Origin of the sequence: Halomonas sp. BDJS001, assembly GCF_026104355.1 — a bacterium.
In the GTDB taxonomy this organism is placed as follows: domain Bacteria; phylum Pseudomonadota; class Gammaproteobacteria; order Pseudomonadales; family Halomonadaceae; genus Vreelandella.
The window spans coordinates 2,867,135-2,885,987 of the sequence record NZ_CP110535.1; the positions used below are offsets into that span (position 1 = coordinate 2,867,135).

Genomic DNA, 18,853 nt, shown 5'->3' on the forward strand with positions numbered 1-18,853 from the left:
TCACAGACAAGGCGGAATGCCGATAATCGGCATTGCCGCAAACACAACACCCAAGGTAGAGAAAAGATACAGCCCAGCGGACACCGAAGCATTGAAGCGCAGCCGCCCGACATGGCGCTTGGCCATCCGGCAACAGCCCACTGTTAACGCCGCCAGTAACGCAACTGCCAGGATACTGACTAGAAGCAGCATGGCATTCACTAGGTTAAAAACCCCTTGCTCGGGAGCAGGCGGCGCGACAGCACAGGCGACCGCATGCCCACCATAAACCGCCACAAACCAGATACACCATAGCGTTAAACCAATAACGAAATGCAAAGGATGGGTGAGATGTAGGCGCTGCATTACGTTATTCGCAGTCGTCATCAGCTTAGCTCCCTATTATGCGTGGCAGTACCGCGAGCGCGCCCACCAGTATCCAGAACGTCACCAGGTTATAGCGCCACCACTGGGCAACCACGGCGGGCTCGAAAGGCGCATGGGCACCGACATAGCCATAACCCACCCGCAGGCCCTGAAGCAGGGTAAGAACGGCGCCTAAACCACCGTGTAGCAGCGCATAGGCCAACCCAACCATAATAACTGCATCATGGGAGGTCTCGGTCACCGCCAGGTTTGCACTCAGCAGCACCCACAGCGTTATCGCTACCTGCACAAAGCCTAGGGCACTGATGCCATACATGCCCACTGCCAGCCCCGCATCCTTACCCTGGCGCAAACCGCGAATAAGTTTTCGAAAATTCCCGTGCCCGCGGTTAGCACTGCCCCGGCAAGGATCATTCCCAGCAAGGAGAGCGGTGAAGACTCGGGCATCTGCCACTCTGGCGATACCGTCCATAAATAGAACCATCCAAAGAGATAGGAGAGGAAGAACGAGCCATTAGCGAGTAGCGTGATCGACATCGCCCATAGGCCTGGGCCATCCATGGTACGCGAGTGCAGCGGTGGATCGCCGGGAGCAACCTCGGCATCCGGGGCGGCTTTTGGATGCGCCCCGTTCTCCCACGACCAGCGCAGCAGAAATAGCCCAGCGATAATCACCGCAATGCCCGCCAAGGGATAAAGGCGCGTTAGCAGGCTAATACAGACGACCGCCAGCGCCATGGCAGCAAACAGCGGCCACCATGAGTTACCTGGCAGGTGAATGATTTCACGCACTTTGCCGGTTATCGGGTCGCTGCCCCACATTTCCCGGCGGCCGTGAGTCGCCACTGCCAGGCTATGCTGTCCTTCAGCCATGGTGCGGGGCAGGTCGGGATTATCCCAGAGCGGATGACGCGTCTCGACGTTGGGTAGGCTGACAAAGTTATAGGCGCTAGGCGGCATGCTGTTAGCCCACTCAAGAGTGTCAGCATTCCAGGGGTTATGCTTAGCGGGTTTGCCAAAACGGAAATGCAGCGCAAAATCGAGCAGCACCATGGCAATCCCCGCCGACATAATAAAGCTACTCATGGATGAGAGCAGGTTGAAAATATCCCAACCCATGCCCGTTTCATAGGAGTAAACCCGCCGCGGCATACCCAGCAGGCCTGTCCAGTGCATGATTAAGAAGGTGCCGTTAAAGCCCAAAAAGGTAAGCCAAAAGCCCCATTTGCCCAGGGTTTCAGACGGCATCCGCCCTGAAAACAGCGGCAGCCAGTAGTAGAGCCCGGCAATCAGGGGGAAGAACATTCCGCCCACCAACACATAGTGCATATGCGCTACGACAAAGTGAGTGTCGTGCACCTGCCAGTTAAACGGCACCAGCGCCAGCATCACCCCGGTTAAGCCGCCACACACAAAGATAATCAGAAAGCCCATGATCCACAGCATCGGCAGTTTCATCTTGGGCTTACCCAGCCATAGCGTGGCCAGCCACACAAACACCTGAATCGCCGTGGGCACCGCCACCAGCATACTGGCGGCGGAGAAGAACGCCTGGGCCAGTTGAGGGATGCCCACAGTAAACATGTGGTGAACCCAAAGCCCAAAACTGATAAAGCCTGTCACGGCAATGGCAAACACCACCCAGCCATAGCCAACAATCGGACGGCCAGCAAACACCGGTATCAGCGTGGAGACTATGCCCGCTGCGGCAGAAAGATGATGTACACCTCGGGATGGCCAAATAGCCAAAAGAGGTGCTGCCAAAGAATTGGGTCGCCACCACCGGTCACTTCAAAAAACGGCATCCCCACCGCGCGCTCAAGCTCCAGCAAAATACTGCCCAGAATCAGCGGCGGGAAGCCCACCACGATCATCAGCGCCATGGCGAGGATATACCAGGCAAATAGCGGCATTTTGTGCAGCGCCATACCCTGGGTGCGGGTACGCAGTATTGAAACCACCAGTTCAACCCCGGCAGAGAGCGCGGAGATCTCAACAAACGTAATCCCCAGCAGCCAGAAATCCGAGCCCAACCCCGGTGAGTATTCGCTACCGCTCAGCGGGGTATACATAAACCAGCCGCTATTCGGCGCCATCTCCAGCACCAAACTAAACGACAAAATAATGCCGCCAAACAGATAGCACCAGTAGCCCAGCGACGTTAACCGGGGGCAGACCAGATCCCGGGCGCCGATCATCTTGGGGATCATATAAATCGCCAACCCTTCCAGCATGGGGATGGCGAACAGGAACATCATCACCGTGCCATGCATGGTGGTGACCTGGCTATAGATATCCGGCGACATAAAGTCTTGATCAGGCAGCGCCAACTGGGTGCGCACCAGCATGGCCAACAGGCCACCAACCAAGAAGAACACCATCCCGGTGACCATAAACCGTAGGCCGAGCGTGGTGTGGTTAACAATGGTGAGGGCTTTCAAGCCACGCGGGTTACCCCATATCTCGTGCAAGTCACTGTGCAGTTGATGGGGGCCTTTGATGTTATCACCTTCGGGTGTCGCTTCACGGTTGATAGTGGTCATGGGGTGAGCGTCTCCAGCCAAGCACCCAGGCTCTCCAAGGTGGCCGTCTCAACATCATCGTGGGGCGGCATTTTGTTGCCCGGCTTTAAAACTTGATGGTGCTGTAGCCAGCGGGTTACCGCCCCCTCCTCCATGGCCATAATCCCCGCCCCCAGACTTGTCCGGCTGCCAAGATCAGACAGATCCGGCCCCTCCCCACCCGAGGAGAGTCCCGCTACCCGATGGCAGCTCGCGCAATGGGTCATAAAGGCCTCCCTGGCCGGTTCATGCTGTTGGTCGTTTTCCGCTAGCGCCGATAGCTCGTCAATTTGACGATCAGCCAGCCAAGCCTCGTACTCGTCGCGCTCGACGGCTTCTACATAGAGCTGCATTTGGGCATGCTGGGCACCGCAAAACTCGGCACACTGAGCGCCAAATACCGCCGGTTCATCCGCTTCCAAGCGGATCTTATTAACCCGCCCAGGAATCATATCGATCTTCCCGCCCAGGCGAGGCACCCAGAAGGCGTGAATAACGTCCGCACCGGTAACGTGAAAATCGACCGGTTCTCCCGCAGGCATAATGAGCTGATTAGCGGTCACCACCTCGCCTCCTTCCGCGCCTGGGTAGCGCACTTCCCACCACCACTGATGGCCAATCACTTCAATCACCTCCGGCGGCTCTCCCAGTGGCAACGCTAAAAGTCGCTGTCCCGTGGGCACCCCGAAGGCTAGTAGCGCGGTAATACTCGCCACCGGCAGCACAATGCCCCCGCCAATAATCCAGCGGCGGGCTATTTTTCGCTCCTCCGCAGGGGTGCGCGTTACGTCTTTGCGCTTGAAGGTATACAGCCAAAAAGCCGTGACCAGCACTAAAACCACGGTGCTAAAACTCAGCATTACCCACCAGATCATCGCCACGTCTCGCGCGGCCTGACCTGCCGGGTCTAGAATAGACTTATCCCCTGCGCAACCGGCTAGCAATAGGCTGGCTAACATCGCTAGCGGTGTGCCAAGCGATTTGACCCTCTGCAGCGTTAAGCGTTGAATACATAGGCTCATCCCTTGAATGACTTTTTCTGCCCACAGGAAGTGACCATGGCAAAACCTCGTCAACGCTCGATTAAAAGCCGCGCCTCCCTCGCCGGCCATCCGCTTCATCCCGTGATGATCCACTTTCCCGTCGCGGCTCTGATGGCGCTGGTAGCAAGCGATATAGGTTTCCTGCTGAGCGGCGATCCCTTCTGGCTGCGCGCCAGCTTGTGGCTGGCCGGTGTCGGCGCATTTGGGGGCTGGATTGCCAGCACGGCGGGGATTATCGATCTGGTTACCGTGCCGCGCATTCGCCGTCTGATTACCGGCTGGAGCCACGCTATTGTCGCGGTGGTTATGCTCTCGTTGGCGTCGCTGAACTGGCTGCTGCGCTTCAACGACCCCAGCGCCATTCTGCCCTGGGGGTTGGCCGTCTCGCTGGTCACCGCCGCGCTGATCGCCCTGGCAGGCTGGCTGGGCGGCCAACTGGTGTATGAACACGCGGTGGGTGTCGAGGTTGAGGATTAACGCTAATACGTTAAAAGTCATAGTGTTAGCTCCAGTCCAGCGGTTTTGCTAACACAAACCCCAGCACGCTGAGAATGCCTGCCAGGGCTAAGCAGAGCGCCGCCCAGTTGGCGGGTTTAACCCAGCGATAGTGGCCCATCTCAAGACGCAGGATTAACCAGCCAAAGCAGCCGTGCGCAGCCACCATGGCGACCACGGCGCCCAGCTTTAAGATCAGCCAACCACCCAGCAAGCCATGGATAAGAAACAGCAGCGTGCCTGACGCAATCGCCACCAGGGCAGCTGGGGTAGCAATGGAGTTATAAAAAAAACGCGGCATGGGCGGCGTGCCCTGGGCGAAGCCCGCGTCTTTGCGCAGCTGTAGCGCCTGACTGAGCAAAGCAGGCAGATAAAGCAGGGAACCGCACCAGATCACTAGCGCGGCAATGTGAAGCAGTTTTAGCCAGGGCATTGGGGCTTCCTTGCGTTGCATAAGGCGGGATCACATCACCCCCTAACCTTAGTCAAAACCCCCTCATCTGGCTAGCCGGTTAACACACTTGTATCTCGTAACCCGTGAATTTGCGTAGATTTATCACACCGCTATCGAGGATCAAATACTGCCCTTTGACGCCTTGCAGCACGCCTTCCACCAGCGGCTGCTTGTCAAAATTGTGCGATACCACTTTTTTGGGGAACACACTGACGGGGTAGTGGAAATGCTGGGGTGGCGCTTCCAGCGTGCGAATCGAATCACTGCCGTGGATCCCACGCAGTTGGTTCAAGCCATCGGCTAACTGATTGAGCAAACGGTCGCGCTCGGCGCTTAAATCCATGGTCTCGACGTCGCCTTTGAGCATCGCCCGCCAGTTGGTGCGGTCAGCCACCTGCTGTTTAAACAGCATTTCGACAAACCCGGACTGCTGACGGGTATCCACTTCAAGAATCGGCAGCGCCTGAATCGCGCCTTGATCCAACCAACGGGTAGGCATTTGGGTTTTGCGGGTAATGCCCACTTTGAGCCCCGACGAGTTAGCCAAATAGACGATATGGGGCTGGAAGCAGTGTCGCTCGCCCCACTCCGGCTCACGGCAAGTACCTTGGAAATAGTGGCAGGTTTCCGGCTTCATGATGCAGGTATCGCATTGGGCTAGCCCTTGAAGCAGGGGTAGCAGTGGCCCTGGGCAAAGCTCTTCTTGGTTGCTCGCCCGCAGTGGGTACAGGCAATTGCTCCCGTCCAGCGCAGGCTGAGCGGCTCACCAATCCGCTCGTTAAGCGCGATACGGTGTTCACCCGCGCGCAAGTGGTAAATCACCGGTTGATCTTGGCAGCCAGGCAACGTCGCCGCCATTTTGCTTAAACAGCCCTGTACTGAAAAGCCCGGTACTGCTGCTTCAATCACGCGTGGCATCCCGTGCCAAGCCGGCCATCTCGGGTGTCACCCCGGCACCACTCGCTGCCGCCCCACAGGTACGCTGCTCCAGATAGCCTACTCGGTTCTCTTCTGGCACGTTGTTCTCCACCTCAAAACGCATGACAGCTTCCAGGCAGAGCTCGGTCTGTTCCGGCGTCAAGCGGCGACCGTCGGGCCATTTGCGCAGAGATACCGCCTGTTTAAGGCTTTCGTAAATCGCCGGGGTCATCTGGTTGATCATTTTTTCGAACGTCATTTCGCTCATTGCAGGCCTCTTAACGGTTTTTCAAACGGCGGGATGAATAATACCAGCCTGTGACAAGCCCCACGAGTAGACCGCCCAAATGCGCTTCATTAGCGACATTGCCAAAGCCAACGCTGCCCGCCATATCGGTCATGGTGAACACCATCCAGCCGAGCATAAAGACCACCAGCATTTGGGGGACGAAGAAACCACTCCGGGGTACCCGGCGAGACATCAACCAGACATGCGCCAGTAAGGCGTAAACAACGCCTGACATGCCACCAAATAGGACGGTACCGGTTGCGTACTGCGCCACATTGGCGCCAATGCCCGCCACAACAAGCAGCAGTAACATGGTTCGGCTACCCTGGAGAACCTCGACCTGGCGGCCGAAATACCACACCCACATCAAATTGAAGATTAAATGCATCCAGCCAAAGTGTAGAAAAGCGGGCGATAACAAGCGCCATACCTGGCCTGAGGTCAGCGTTTGGGTCAGATTGCCGAACACCAGCTCGCCACCCGAAATACCTATCGGCACGATGGTTAACGTGACGATCAACTGGTCGCCAAAAACAGCAATCAGTGCAAATATCACTAGGCTAATCAAAATCATCAGCGCCGTCACCGGCACTTGTTTTAGCGCTACCAAGGAGTTGGCCATCCTACGTGGTTGCTGACTAGGCTGCTGAAGTACCAAGTGCTCCCCCTGCTGCCAGCGTTCGACCAAGACTTTAAGCGCATCCATTTGGCGCGGGTCGGCGATCCATAACAGTTGGCCGTCAGCCTCATCGGTAATGCGGTGACCAATGCGATGGCGCCATAGCGCCTGACGCAGTTCGCTGGTATCCACATGATCGGGCAGAAGCATCACTGGATGCATAACATCCCCCTAATCGAAGCGCTTGCGGCATGCTAACCGCAGCGGATAGCTATTGAAGATAACGACTGAGACAAACCCTACGGCAGCCAACAAACAGGCAAAAAAACCGGCGGTGTAAACCGCCGGAGAATAAAAGCAAGGGATCATTCAAGGGAACACTTACTCTGATAGCCAGCAGCAGGGTTAGTTCAGCTGTTTTGAAAAAAATATGTAATTTTATGTAATAAAAAGAAACATTTGTTATCAGCGCATTTAATCAAAATCGATTTCCCAGGGTTTAGGTAGCGCCCGCTCCTCTTTTGGCACTTTAATCCAGACAAAATGATCGGCATTTAAGACCGACTCACCGCTCCAACGATAGGCCACTAAACGCCCATATTTGACGGCGCTATAGTCCAGACAGGCGATATTATTGGCCGGCAGTGCCGGTATCCCCTCGCACCAGTAGTGACCGATAAACAGCGGCGGCTGTTCTGGCCCGTAGTAGCTAAGCTTCTGGCGCTCTTGGTCAGTCAATTCACGGGATTCAAGATCACCTGGTAAATTATCCGGCTGGAAGACCACATCGCCCCACTGCTGGGGCGCCTTGGCCCAAAAATGGGCACGAAAACTTTTCCGTGTAAAGCCATCACCGGAGTGTATCGCAATACCTTCAGGCAGTGAGACATGGGGGCCTCGAGTGAGACGATCCAGGATCCTAAACGCCTGAGTGGAAGAGTCGGTGGACTCGACCAGAAACTGCGTGTCCATACAGCCGTCTGGTCGGCGCTGTTTGAGCTCCTCAATCAGCCCCTCATCCCAGCAGGCATGCACCACGCGGATACCATCGATTTCCAAGCACAGCGGGATGGTTTTAAACCACGCCAACGTATCTTCCCACTCGTTGGTATAGTCGCGGTACTGTTCTAGGGTGTCTTGAATAATCCGATTATGCCGCGGCGTGTGCTCACGCAACCAGCGTTTGTGGCTACCTGCAGGCCCAGGATGGGTATACGCCAGAGCGTTATACTCGTGATTACCCATAACGATATACGCTTCGCCCTGCTCGACCATTCGCCGGGCAATGGTCACTGCCAGGCGAATTCTCGGGCCGCGATCAATCAAATCACCGAGGAAAATCACTTTGCGCCGGGGGTGGCGATAAACACCGTTGCGCTGGTGATACCCCAGCTTTTCCAGTAGTGCGGCCAGCGTAGCACCGCAGCCGTGGACATCCCCAATAAGGTCGTAGCCCTCCATACTCAATCCCCCAGCCGATTGCTCCAGCCTAATTTGCTGCGCAGCACTTCGTAGAAATTATGGCCGATGGGATGCACCAGTTGGATTCGCTCGGGCTTGCGGGTAATCACCAACACATCGTTGGGTTTGGCCACCGCGCGGGTCTGTCCATCGCAGCTGATGTGCGGATAGGATTGATTGGTTTCGCCAATGTGAATGCGTATTTCGCTGGCAGCATCGATCACAATGGGGCGACTCGACAACGTATGGGGGAACATTGGCACCAGCGTCACCACATCCAGCTTGGGGTGCATGATCGGCCCGCCACCAGAGAGCGCGTAGGCCGTAGAGCCGGTGGGCGTAGCAACGATCAAGCCATCGCTGCGCTGGCTATAGACAAACTGACCATCAATAAACAGCTCAAACTCTATCATGCGCACCGCTTTGCCAGGGTGCAGCACCACTTCGTTCAAGGCATCGCCATTACCCACGGCCACGCCATGACGGTAGAGTACGGTATCGAGTAAAAAGCGCTGTTCGACCTCAAACTCCCCCGCCAGCACTTCGCTGACACGGGTTTCCAGCTCATCTGGGGAAATATCGGTAAGAAACCCCAGACGGCCCCGATTAACGCCTAGAATTAGCGTACCGCTTCGACATAGGGCACGTGCGGCACCCAGCAAGCTGCCATCGCCGCCTACCACAATCACCAAGTCGCACAGCTCACCCAACATCCGGCGGCTCGCTTCCGGTTGGCCGTGATGCGGCAAGGCTGTGGCAGTGCGGTCTTCCACCAACACAGAGTAATCATGGGCAGTCAGGTAGGTCACCAGGCGCTGAAGGGAGTCGATCACTTTGTCGCTCCCCAGCCGACCAATCAGCCCGATCGTTTTAAAGGGCCTACCTGATTGATGGCTGGAGCGGGATACACTCCCTGGCTTAGCGTCTGCTGATAAAGTGTTGCTCATGGGCCGACTCTCGCTAACGTAAGCCGCCATTATGGGGACACCTCAGCTATCGGGCAAATAGGCTTAGCTAACGGCCACTTGACGGCGCTTACACCACCAATGGTTGAGCCATAGAGAGGCGGCCATAATAACGGCCCCCAACAGCAAACGCGGAATATCCGCATCGCGGTTCCAGATCACTAAATTGACGATTAAGCCTGCCGGAATCAGGGCATTGTTCATAATCGCCAGCGTGCCGGCATCCACTTTGGTGGCCCCCTGGTTCCAGGCAAAATAGCCGACGCCAGACGCGACCAGCCCCAACCATGCAAGGACGCCCCACTGCAGTGAGGTGGTTGGCAGTGCCGCGCTGTTGCCAAACAGCAAATAGGCGGGCAGAGCCACGACCATCGCGCCAATAAAGAACCAGCCAAACACGTTGTGCCACGCTAAGGTAGGTGGCAAATCAGCGGCTAAACGGCGATAGCCTACCTGGCCAAGCGCGAAACAGAGGTTGGCCCCCTGCACAACTAAAAAGCCTGCCCAGAAGCCACTATCAACACCGTCGTAGCGTATAACCCCTGCCCCAACTACCGCGAGTAGCGCGGTGACAAGATAGATCGGCGTAAAGCGCCCAAACAGCAGATCATCCAGCAGTGCGATATAAATAGGCGTAAAAATAGTGAATAGCAGAACTTCAGGTACCGACAGCAGCAGAAAAGATTGGTAGAAGAAGGTGTACATTACCCCCAGCTGTATGGCGCCCAATCCCATTAGCGCCAGCCGCTGCTTACCACGCAGCAGGCCAGGACGTAGAAATGGCAAGAACACCAGCATGGCAAGCGTTACCCGCAGGAGCACAGCAAAGTAGCTGTCGACCTGGCCCGCCAAGTAGACACCTATCAGCGAAAAGGAGAACGCCCATAGCGCCGTGACGCCGATCAGATAACCCATCGTAAACCTCAATTCATTATTTAGTTTACGCGGATTATACGCACTTGAAGGGGACTGCCAAGCAGTAAACGCCTTTAGAAGGCGTTAGTTAACGCTGCTGCAACCACCAAACCGCATATACCACGCCTGGCAGCCATCCCGCTAACGTGAGCAGCACGGCTAAGCCAATACGTTTGCCTCCCCCCAGGGTTAAACCCACCGCCAGCGGTGGCAGGAGTATCGCCAGCGCATAATAGGCGAGCTTTAACGCGCCAGGCTCCGGCGCCGTTTGCTCTGTTTGTAGGCCTGGGGCCGCTTTGGGTGGTTCGACCTGGACAGCCGCTGATTCAGCTTTAGGTGGCGGAGTAAAGTGCTCCACAGTGCTGGAAGCGGTCTCAGTAGAAGCTTTTGCGGCCCGCTCTTGGGCAAGCCGATGGGCCTCTTTATCAATTTTCTGCTCTAGGGTTTCAGCCCCTTCAGCAAGATCATCGTGGTGACGCTCCCAATCTTCCCAATCGTGGGGCGTCCCCGATTTTGGCCGTTGGTGCCCGGCCCCCCGTGCGCGCTCCCAGGCTTTCTCTTCCAAGGTATTCGGCCGATCAGGGTCTCGGTCAAGCCCCACCCCTTTGCGATTTAAGTACTCACGTGCATCCATGGGTGGCTCCTCAATGCGTTAATTTGTGGTGCATTTAACTGTTTAGAAAATTAACGTCCTAGAAAATTCAGTACTTACAGCGTTGAATAAAGATGACTAGCAGGCTGAACAGTGCGTTTTAAATCACCTACAGTGAAAGAGTCGCTGCTACTTTAGCACTTAGACCAGATCGCTTTGCTTGCGATGCCCTGCTTGCCATAGCGATTACTACGATGAGCAAGGAGTGTCCATGATGAATAGAGCAACCCCCAGCATTGTCCGCGATATCATGTCCCGCGATTGCTACCGTGTCTCACCCAACGCCTCGGTCACCACCCTGGCTAAAGGGCTGGCACTTCACCGCCTGCCCGGCGCGCCGGTCGTGGATGATGCCGATCGTTTAATTGGCTTTATTTCAGAACAGGATGTCATGGGTCGTGTGTTGGACAGTATTTACCATGATGACGAAGCACCCTTGGTAAAAGAGATGATGCGCCACGAAGTGCTCAGCGTCTCTCCCAATAAAAGCATAACCGACTTGGCCCAGGAGATGCTTGGCTCAAAACCTAAAGTCTACCCGGTGGTTGAGCAGCAGCGGCTGGTAGGAATCGTGACACGACGTGATATCCTGATAGCGCTATTAGCTATTCGCCGCCATTAGCAGGGTTGTTAACGCTCAAGACAAGCTTTTGACAGAAAAAACTTTAGCCAAAAAAAAACCGCTACTCAGGGAGTAGCGGAAGCAAGGGATCAAAACAATAGAGCCAGAACAACAACTTTAGCGACTGCTATCGCGATGTTGCCTGTACATACTCAGACACGCTGTGAAGTAAAAGTTCGCAAAAAAGTAAAATTTTCGACCCTAGTGGCGTCAAGCGTATAATAACGTAGCTATTTATTAACGGATGACGCCCAGGAGCAGAGCGAATGGCGCTGTATTTATTAGTGTTTGGAGTCTGCTTACTCGTAATTGGTGCGGTAATGCTGGTGCTGATGACATCAAGCACCCCACGTTACCGCACTGAGCCCAAAGATTTACTGGCGGTGTTTGATAAGGCGTTAAACAGTCAGGTGAGCGAAACCGAGTGGAATGCGATAATCGGTTACCCCATTCGACACAACGAGTACTTGGACAATATTAGACGTCGCGCTGCGCACTTAATGGAACAGCATGGACGGCGGTGGATGGTTGCCCAAGGTAAGCCACTTCTCAATCAGGAAGGTCAGGCAGAACTGCAGGCCCTTCGCGACCACTTACACGCCCACACTGCTCTTCGCCAGCAGTAGCTGACGCGGTTTAAAGGCGTTTTGCGGTTCATGAGACCGACTGCAATTGACCTAATGCCATTCAGGAGAACTGCATGCCCAGCACTATTCGACAAATACCGCTAGCTAGCGCTACCCATCACCACACCCATGATTTTCATCAGATTGTGATTACGCTCTGCGGCTCTTCAGAATTTGAAATTGAAGGCTTAGGCGGCCGTGTCAATGCCTTTTCGGGCTGTATCGTTCCCGCAAACCACGAGCATTACTACTCAGGTTACGGGCATAACCGTCAGTTAATTTTCGATCTTCCGGAAGACGCTCCCGCGCTAACCGGCGAGAACCGCGAACTGGTAGCGCTATTCGATGCCCCACGCTTTTTTGGGCTGGATAACGCCCTGCGCCACTACCTGGAATTTATGCAAAGCGAGCTTGCTCAAGGGTTTGATACGTCGACTAACTCCTTTCAGCAAGACCGCTTAGCCGCCACCCTGCTGGGCTCACTTAAGGCGCGCTTGGGTACTGCCGCTAGCAGTGCTCAGCGGCGCCTGGATTTGACACGCATTAACCGCTTTATTCGCCAGCACCTCGCTGAGGATCTGCGCGTTGCCGATCTAGCCCGGCTTGCCTGTCTAAGCGAAGCGCACTTTTCTGACTGCTTCCGCGCTCAAACGGGGCTTTCGCCCTGGCAGTACGTAAAACGCCAACGCCTGCATGCCGCCCGACAGCTGATCCTGCAAAGCCGTCTGCCCCTCACTGATATTGCGATTCAAACCGGCTTTGCCAACCAAAGCGCACTCTCCCATGCATTTCGTCGCAGTTACGGATTATCGCCACGCAAATTACGCCAAGCGGATGCAACCTCGGTAGCCATTAACCCATCGAACGCTGCGCTAGGGACAGTAGCAAGCCAATAAAAGCTCTACTAAAGTCGTATAATTGCTGATCTTACCGCGGAATGGACACGTTTTGCCGTGGAATCAACATACACCAGAGATGACGGCACTCTACATTCGCTTATTTGCTTGGGCGTCATGCCCTGTTACCCATTTGCTCTGTATCTAAAACGTTACGTGACTGAGAAAACCAATACCAATAACACCGCTGCATTAGGCGGGAACGCGTCGCTGCTGGCGCTAGGGGATGAGTAAGCCACTCATCAACATCATTAACCTGAACTCCTGAACAGGAAACTAACTTATGGTCGACAATAATATAGGGATCACTGCTTACAAAGGTACCAACAAGCTCTCTGACTTGATGATGGGCAGATGCTCGTATGGCCTTCTGACGTGAATAAACAACAGGGGCAATAAAAACAACGCGGTTAACTACCGGACGCTACCCGGTGACCGCGCCAATAGGTCGGACCTAGTTCCTTCCTGACGAACTGGAGAAGTTACATGGCTATAGGTGTTTGGATCAGTCTCATTGCGTATTTTGCGCTCATGGTCGCCATCGGTATTTATGCGATGCGCAAATCCACCTCTTCCTCTGAAGATTACATGCTGGGTGGTCGTACCCTCAGCCCTAAAGTAGCGGCTCTGTCGGCCGGTGCTTCGGATATGAGTGGCTGGTTGCTGCTGGGTTTACCTGGGGCAATGTTTGTCTCTGGCTTGGGCTCCGCCTGGATCGGCATTGGTTTGCTCGTTGGGGCGTTATTCAACTGGATTCTGGTCGCTCCGCGCCTACGTGAACAGACCGTTCACTATGGCAATGCGATCACCATCCCAGCCTTCCTGGCAAACCGATTCCCGACCCGATCCATGTCACTGCGTACCGTGTCGGCTATTGTCATCGTCGTATTTTTCGCCGTTTACACGGCCTCAGGCCTGGTGGCTGGCGGCAAGCTGTTTGAAAGCGCGTTCTCAGGCATTTACAACTTCGGGGATATGAGCAACTACGCCATGGGCGTCATGATCACCCTGGGCGTGGTGCTTATTTACACCGTTGTCGGTGGTTTCCTGGCCGTGAGCATGACCGACTTCGTACAGGGCTGCATCATGATGCTGGCCCTGGTGATCATGCCGGCGGTGGTACTCTTTGGTGAAGGTGGCGGCGGCTTTTCGCAGGCCTCACAAACGCTGAATGAGGTCGACCCCACCCTGCTCTCCTGGACCTCAGGGCTCACTTTTATTGGCTGGCTTTCTGCCGTCACCTGGGGGTTGGGTTACTTCGGTCAGCCGCACATCATTGTGCGCTTCATGGCCATCCGGACACTCAAGGATGTACCGATTGCCCGTAACATCGGCATGGGCTGGATGCTGATCTCCCTGATCGGCGCCGTGTCTCTGGGTATCTTTGGCCGCGCTTATGCCATCCGTAATGGCCTGGATATCGAAGATCCAGAAACCATCTTTATCGTCCTGGCGAACCTACTGTTCCATCCGCTGATTACCGGCTTCCTCTATGCGGCACTGCTTGCGGCAGTCATGAGTACCGTTTCCAGTCAGCTGTTAGTAGCCTCTTCATCACTGACTGAGGACTTCTACCGTCTGTTCCTGCACAAGACAGCCTCGGAGGCGCAGTGTGTGGCCGTCGGCCGTGTCAGTGTCGTACTGGTGGGCATTGTCGCAGCGCTTATTGCCTCTGACGAAAACTCCCAGGTTTTGGGGCTGGTCAGTAACGCCTGGGCAGGCTTCGGTGCGGCCTTTGGTCCGCTGATTATCCTATCGCTGATGTGGTCACGCACCAACGGCAATGGTGCTATCGCAGGCATGGTGGTAGGCGCGCTCACCGTAATGGTCTGGATTGCACTCGGCTGGAACGGCTCCTTTATGGGTGGCCCGGGCGTTTACGAGATTATCCCTGGCTTTATCGCCTCCTTCATTGCCATCATCGTAGTCAGCAATGCCACCGACGATGCCGGTGAATATCAGCATATCGAACGCAAATAAGCGCTCAAGATACATTAGCGTATCAAGAGGGCTCCCGCGGGAGCCCTCTTCAGGTTAGAGAACGACTACATTCTAACCGACGCAGCAACGCCAAACTGTCGGCTAGCAAGGAGAGACCCTGTATGAACGATCATCTGCATAGCGACGTGAGTGATCTACGCTCACGCATTCGCAGCCATTATGATGCCAACGAGGCAGATGTGCTGCATGGGCTTTTAGAGCGTATCAAGCTGTCGGAGGATGACCGCAAGAAGGTCGCTGCAGTCGGTGCCAAATACGTGGAGCGTGTGCGTAAGGAAAGGTCGCCCTCGATGATGGAGGCGTTCCTGGCCGAGTACGGGCTCTCGACCACCGAGGGCGTCGGCCTGATGTGTCTGGCAGAAGCGCTGCTGCGCGTGCCCGATGCAGAAACCATCGACGACCTGATCCACGACAAGATCGAGCCCTCCGACTGGGGCGCCCACCTGGGCAAGTCGTCTTCGTCCATGGTCAATGCTTCGACCTGGGCACTGCTACTGACCGGCAAAGTACTGGAAGAGGATCCCAAGGGCCCAACGCGGGCGCTGCGCGGCCTGGTTCGCCGTATGGGCGAGCCGGTGGTACGTAAGGCGGTTGGCCAATCGATGAAGATTCTCGGCCGCCAGTTCGTGCTTGGCCAGACCATCGAAGAGGGCATGAAGAATGCCCGCGAGCTCGAGAAACAGGGCTACACCTACTCCTACGACATGTTGGGCGAAGCGGCGCGCACTGACGAAGATGCCGTCCGCTATCACAAGGCTTATGCCAAGGCGATCTCCGCCATCGCCGAGCAGGCCAAAGGTGATGTGCGCGGCAGCCCCGGTATTTCGGTAAAACTCTCGGCGCTGCATCCGCGCTATGAATACACCCACCGCGACACGGTGATGGCCGAGCTACTACCCCGGGCCAAAGAGCTGGTACAGCAGGCAGCCAAGGCCAATATCGGTTTCAATATCGACGCCGAAGAGCAGGATCGCTTGGATCTCTCCCTCGACGTGATCGAGGCGCTAATGGCCGACCCCAGTCTGGACGGTTGGGATGGCTTCGGGGTCGTCGTGCAGGCTTACGGGCGCCGCGCCGCGCCGATGATCGAAACCCTCTACGAACTCGCCGAGCGGTTTAACCGCAAGATCATGGTACGCCTGGTGAAAGGCGCTTACTGGGATACCGAGATCAAGCTTTCTCAGGAGATGGGCGTCAAGACCTTCCCGGTCTTCACCCGCAAGGTCAACACCGATGTCAGCTACATGGCCTGCGCGCAGATGCTGCTCGACCGTCGCGACCGCATCTATCCGCAGTTCGCCACCCACAATGCCCACACTTGCGCCGCCGTCGCAGAAATGGCGGGCGACGACAAGGACAGCTACGAGTTCCAACGCCTGCACGGCATGGGCGAATCGCTCCACCACATCGTCAAAGAGACAGAAGGCACCCACTGCCGTATTTATGCCCCGGTTGGCGCCCACCGCGACCTGCTGGCCTATCTGGTACGCCGCCTGCTGGAGAACGGTGCCAACTCCTCGTTCGTTAACCAGGTGGTAGATAGTTCGATTCCACCAAGCGACGTTTCAAAGGATCCCATTGAAGCGTTTAAGCAACTCGGTAACGACGTTTCAAGCCCGTTGATCCGCCAGCCCGGCGAGCTGTTTGCGCCTGAGCGCAAAAACTCCAAGGGCTACCGGATCAATGAGCCCGCCTCAATCCTGCCACTGCTCAATGCTCGAGAAGCGTTTGCCGACACCACCTGGACAGCAGGCCCCATGCTGGTGGGCAACCCCGCCCCCAAGGGCCCGGCGCGTGATGCCGTCTCTCCTGCCGATGGCTCGCGGGTAATTGGCAAGGTGCATGAGGCCACCCCGGAAGAGGTCGCCACTGCCCTTGATGCCGCCGAACAAGGTTTTAAAGAGTGGTCTGCACGCCCAGCGGCCGAGCGCGCCGCGGTACTGCGCCGCACCGCCGACCTCTACGAAGAACATATCGCTGAGCTGACCGTGATCACCACCCGTGAAGCGGGCAAGATGATGTTCGACGGCATCGCCGAAGTGCGCGAAGCGGTGGATTTCCTGCGCTACTACGCCAACGAAGGCGAGCGGTTGGAAGCCGAAGAGCCCGGCAGCGCCCGCGGCATTTTCGTCTGCATCAGCCCGTGGAACTTCCCCCTGGCCATCACCACCGGGCAGATTGCTGCTGCTCTGGTGGCCGGTAACGCGGTAATCGCCAAGCCCGCCGAACAGACGCCGCTGATCGCCGCCCGCGCCGTCGAGCTGATGCGTGAGGCTGGCTTACCGGAAGCGGCGCTACAGCTACTGCCTGGCGATGGCCCAACGGTGGGTGGCCCGCTCACCAGCGATCCTCGTATCGCCGGTGTCTGCTTCACCGGCTCGACCCCAGTAGCCCAAATCATCCACAAGGCGCTGGCCGAGAACGCGGGCCCCGATGCAATACTGATCGCCGAAACTGGCGGACTAAACTCCATGATCGTGGACTCCACGGCGCTGACCGAACAGGCGGTGCGCGATATCCTGATCTCTTCCTTCCAGTCAGCTGGTCAGCGCTGTTCCGCGCTGCGCATGCTGTATGTTCAGGAAGAGGCCCGAGACCGCCTGCTCAACATGCTCTACGGCGCCATGGACGCGCTCACCATTGGTGATCCCTGGAATACGGACACCGACGTGTCACCGGTGATCGACACCGATGCCCAGACCGAAATCAGCGACTATGTGGCAGCACAAGAGAAAGCCGGCAAAGTGCTCAAGAAGCTGCCCGCACCGGAAACCGGTACCTTCGTGACCCCTGCGGTGATCAATGTTGGCGGCATTGAAGATCTCGACCGTGAAATCTTCGGCCCGGTGCTGCACGTCGCCACCTTCAAGGCGCGGGATATCGACAAGGTGGTCGACGACATCAATGGCAAGGGCTACGGGCTAACTTTCGGCCTGCATACCCGTATCGACGACCGCGTGCAGCAGATCGTCGAGCGCATTCATGTCGGCAACGTCTACGTTAACCGTAACCAGATCGGCGCCATCGTTGGCTCCCAGCCGTTCGGTGGCGAAGGGCTTTCAGGCACCGGGCCCAAGGCCGGTGGCCCGCTCTACGTCAATCGTTTCCGCCGCACCGCGGAGGCTGAACACGTCGAGGCGCCAGAAGAAAAAGCCGTATCACTTAGCGATCTCCAGACAGCTCTTGATGAACTGGATGCGCGCAACTGGGCGGTACGACCCAATCGAATCGAGGTGCTGCGCAAGGCGCTCTCCGGCAAAGGCGGCGTAATCCGCAAGGCGCTTGCCGAAACAGCAGCCTTGGATATGACGCCGCAGACATTGCCGGGGCCGACAGGTGAAAGCAACCGCCTGGCGATGTACCCCAAAGGCGTGGTGCTATGCCTAGGGCCAACCCTGGATATCGCCATCGCGCAAGCAGCGCAGGCCCTAGGCACAGGCTGTGCGGCCGTTGTGGTCGCACCCGGCGCCGAACAGGCCGTGAAGCCATTGATCGATGCCGGCGTGCCGGTGGCCGGACTTGAGGGCAGCGTTTCAGCCGAGACACTGAAAGAGGTCAAAGGGATTGCGGCAGTCGCCGCCGCTGGCAACAGCGACTGGACACGTGAACTGCGCATTGCACTGGCCAAGCGCGACGGCGCCATCATCCCTCTCGAGACCCAGACCATCTCGCCGGATCGCTACGTGGTGGAGCGCCATCTATGTATCGACACCACCGCCGCGGGTGGTAACGCCAGCCTATTGGCAACGGCTGAATAGGTCGGCGCTAAATGGTAGGTGCTTAAGAGGCGAGCGGCTCATTGATGTCGCTCGCCCTCCTCCCGCACTCAGCAAACACTGATCACTGTCTGAGCGATCAATCATTAGCCACTACTCGTTAGTGGCTTTTTTGTATCTGGCAGCCGGGATTTACGGGGGATTACCCTGCAATTTGTTAAATGCTCACTTGAATGCGCATTCCAGTGCGCATA

At 56.5% G+C, this 18,853-nt stretch carries 15 protein-coding genes and 3 pseudogenes; 7 read left to right on the forward strand and 11 right to left on the reverse strand.

Going from position 1 to position 18,853, the window contains the following annotated elements:
* The 3 genes and pseudogenes from OM794_RS13305 to coxB form a co-directional block, all read right to left on the reverse strand.
* Nucleotides 1-366: a hypothetical protein gene (locus tag OM794_RS13305; RefSeq protein WP_226250983.1), complete on the reverse strand. Its 366-nt coding sequence runs from the start codon at nucleotides 364-366 to the stop codon at nucleotides 1-3.
* Nucleotides 367-370: 4 nt separating this feature from the next.
* Nucleotides 371-2,909, reverse strand: a pseudogene (gene ctaD / locus OM794_RS13310) (cytochrome c oxidase subunit I).
* The gene (coxB, locus tag OM794_RS13315; protein ID WP_226250981.1) at nucleotides 2,906-3,949 is read right to left on the reverse strand and encodes a cytochrome c oxidase subunit II; all 1,044 of its coding nucleotides are present in this window, start codon (nucleotides 3,947-3,949) and stop codon (nucleotides 2,906-2,908) included. Before coxB ends, ctaD begins: the two are co-directional and overlap by 4 nt.
* Before the next feature lie 36 nt (nucleotides 3,950-3,985).
* Between coxB and OM794_RS13320 the strand changes: the two genes are divergently transcribed.
* Nucleotides 3,986-4,447, forward strand: a complete 462-nt coding sequence (locus OM794_RS13320; protein WP_211596322.1) for a DUF2231 domain-containing protein — start codon at nucleotides 3,986-3,988, stop codon at nucleotides 4,445-4,447.
* Nucleotides 4,448-4,472: 25 nt separating this feature from the next.
* On the opposite strand, the gene OM794_RS13325 is transcribed toward OM794_RS13320, so the two are convergent.
* The 8 genes and pseudogenes from OM794_RS13325 to OM794_RS13360 form a co-directional block, all read right to left on the reverse strand.
* Nucleotides 4,473-4,898, reverse strand: a complete 426-nt coding sequence (locus OM794_RS13325) for a CopD family protein (RefSeq protein WP_265153796.1) — start codon at nucleotides 4,896-4,898, stop codon at nucleotides 4,473-4,475.
* Between the two features lie 79 nt (nucleotides 4,899-4,977).
* Nucleotides 4,978-5,837 (reverse strand): annotated as a pseudogene (locus tag OM794_RS13330) (DUF2797 domain-containing protein).
* The gene (locus OM794_RS13335) at nucleotides 5,821-6,105 is read right to left on the reverse strand and encodes a YeaC family protein (RefSeq protein WP_088700504.1); all 285 of its coding nucleotides are present in this window, start codon (nucleotides 6,103-6,105) and stop codon (nucleotides 5,821-5,823) included. The pseudogene OM794_RS13330 and the gene OM794_RS13335 overlap by 17 nt, the downstream one beginning before the upstream one ends.
* A 10-nt stretch (nucleotides 6,106-6,115) precedes the next feature.
* Nucleotides 6,116-6,967, reverse strand: a complete 852-nt coding sequence (locus OM794_RS13340) for a rhomboid family intramembrane serine protease (protein WP_226250978.1) — start codon at nucleotides 6,965-6,967, stop codon at nucleotides 6,116-6,118.
* Nucleotides 6,968-7,219: 252 nt separating this feature from the next.
* Complete coding sequence (locus OM794_RS13345; protein ID WP_226250977.1) at nucleotides 7,220-8,206, reverse strand: metallophosphoesterase; 987 nt, start codon at nucleotides 8,204-8,206, stop codon at nucleotides 7,220-7,222.
* 2 nt (nucleotides 8,207-8,208) lie between these two features.
* Nucleotides 8,209-9,153, reverse strand: a complete 945-nt coding sequence (locus OM794_RS13350) for an NAD(+) kinase (RefSeq protein WP_226250976.1) — start codon at nucleotides 9,151-9,153, stop codon at nucleotides 8,209-8,211.
* 63 nt (nucleotides 9,154-9,216) lie between these two features.
* On the reverse strand, nucleotides 9,217-10,086 hold the full coding sequence (locus OM794_RS13355) for a carboxylate/amino acid/amine transporter (RefSeq protein WP_226250975.1): 870 nt from the start codon (nucleotides 10,084-10,086) through the stop codon (nucleotides 9,217-9,219).
* An 88-nt stretch (nucleotides 10,087-10,174) separates the two neighbouring features.
* On the reverse strand, nucleotides 10,175-10,720 hold the full coding sequence (locus OM794_RS13360) for a YqaE/Pmp3 family membrane protein (RefSeq protein ID WP_226250974.1): 546 nt from the start codon (nucleotides 10,718-10,720) through the stop codon (nucleotides 10,175-10,177).
* Between the two features lie 232 nt (nucleotides 10,721-10,952).
* Here OM794_RS13360 and OM794_RS13365 point away from each other — a divergent pair, with 232 nt between their 5' ends.
* The 6 genes and pseudogenes from OM794_RS13365 (at nucleotide 10,953) to putA (ending at nucleotide 18,641) form a co-directional block, all read left to right on the forward strand.
* Nucleotides 10,953-11,360, forward strand: coding sequence for a CBS domain-containing protein (locus OM794_RS13365; RefSeq protein WP_226251012.1), 408 nt, complete (start codon nucleotides 10,953-10,955; stop codon nucleotides 11,358-11,360).
* 266 nt (nucleotides 11,361-11,626) lie between these two features.
* The gene (locus OM794_RS13370) at nucleotides 11,627-11,986 is read left to right on the forward strand and encodes a hypothetical protein (protein WP_226250973.1); all 360 of its coding nucleotides are present in this window, start codon (nucleotides 11,627-11,629) and stop codon (nucleotides 11,984-11,986) included.
* Nucleotides 11,987-12,060: 74 nt separating this feature from the next.
* Nucleotides 12,061-12,882, forward strand: a complete 822-nt coding sequence (locus tag OM794_RS13375) for an AraC family transcriptional regulator (protein ID WP_226250972.1) — start codon at nucleotides 12,061-12,063, stop codon at nucleotides 12,880-12,882.
* Between the two features lie 141 nt (nucleotides 12,883-13,023).
* A pseudogene (locus tag OM794_RS23395) lies at nucleotides 13,024-13,116 on the forward strand (1-pyrroline-5-carboxylate dehydrogenase); the annotation flags it as partial.
* A gap of 252 nt (nucleotides 13,117-13,368) precedes the next feature.
* The gene (gene putP, locus OM794_RS13380) at nucleotides 13,369-14,862 is read left to right on the forward strand and encodes a sodium/proline symporter PutP (protein ID WP_226250971.1); all 1,494 of its coding nucleotides are present in this window, start codon (nucleotides 13,369-13,371) and stop codon (nucleotides 14,860-14,862) included.
* 122 nt (nucleotides 14,863-14,984) lie between these two features.
* On the forward strand, nucleotides 14,985-18,641 hold the full coding sequence (putA, locus tag OM794_RS13385; protein WP_226250970.1) for a bifunctional proline dehydrogenase/L-glutamate gamma-semialdehyde dehydrogenase PutA: 3,657 nt from the start codon (nucleotides 14,985-14,987) through the stop codon (nucleotides 18,639-18,641).
* Nucleotides 18,642-18,853: the final 212 nt, after the last annotated feature.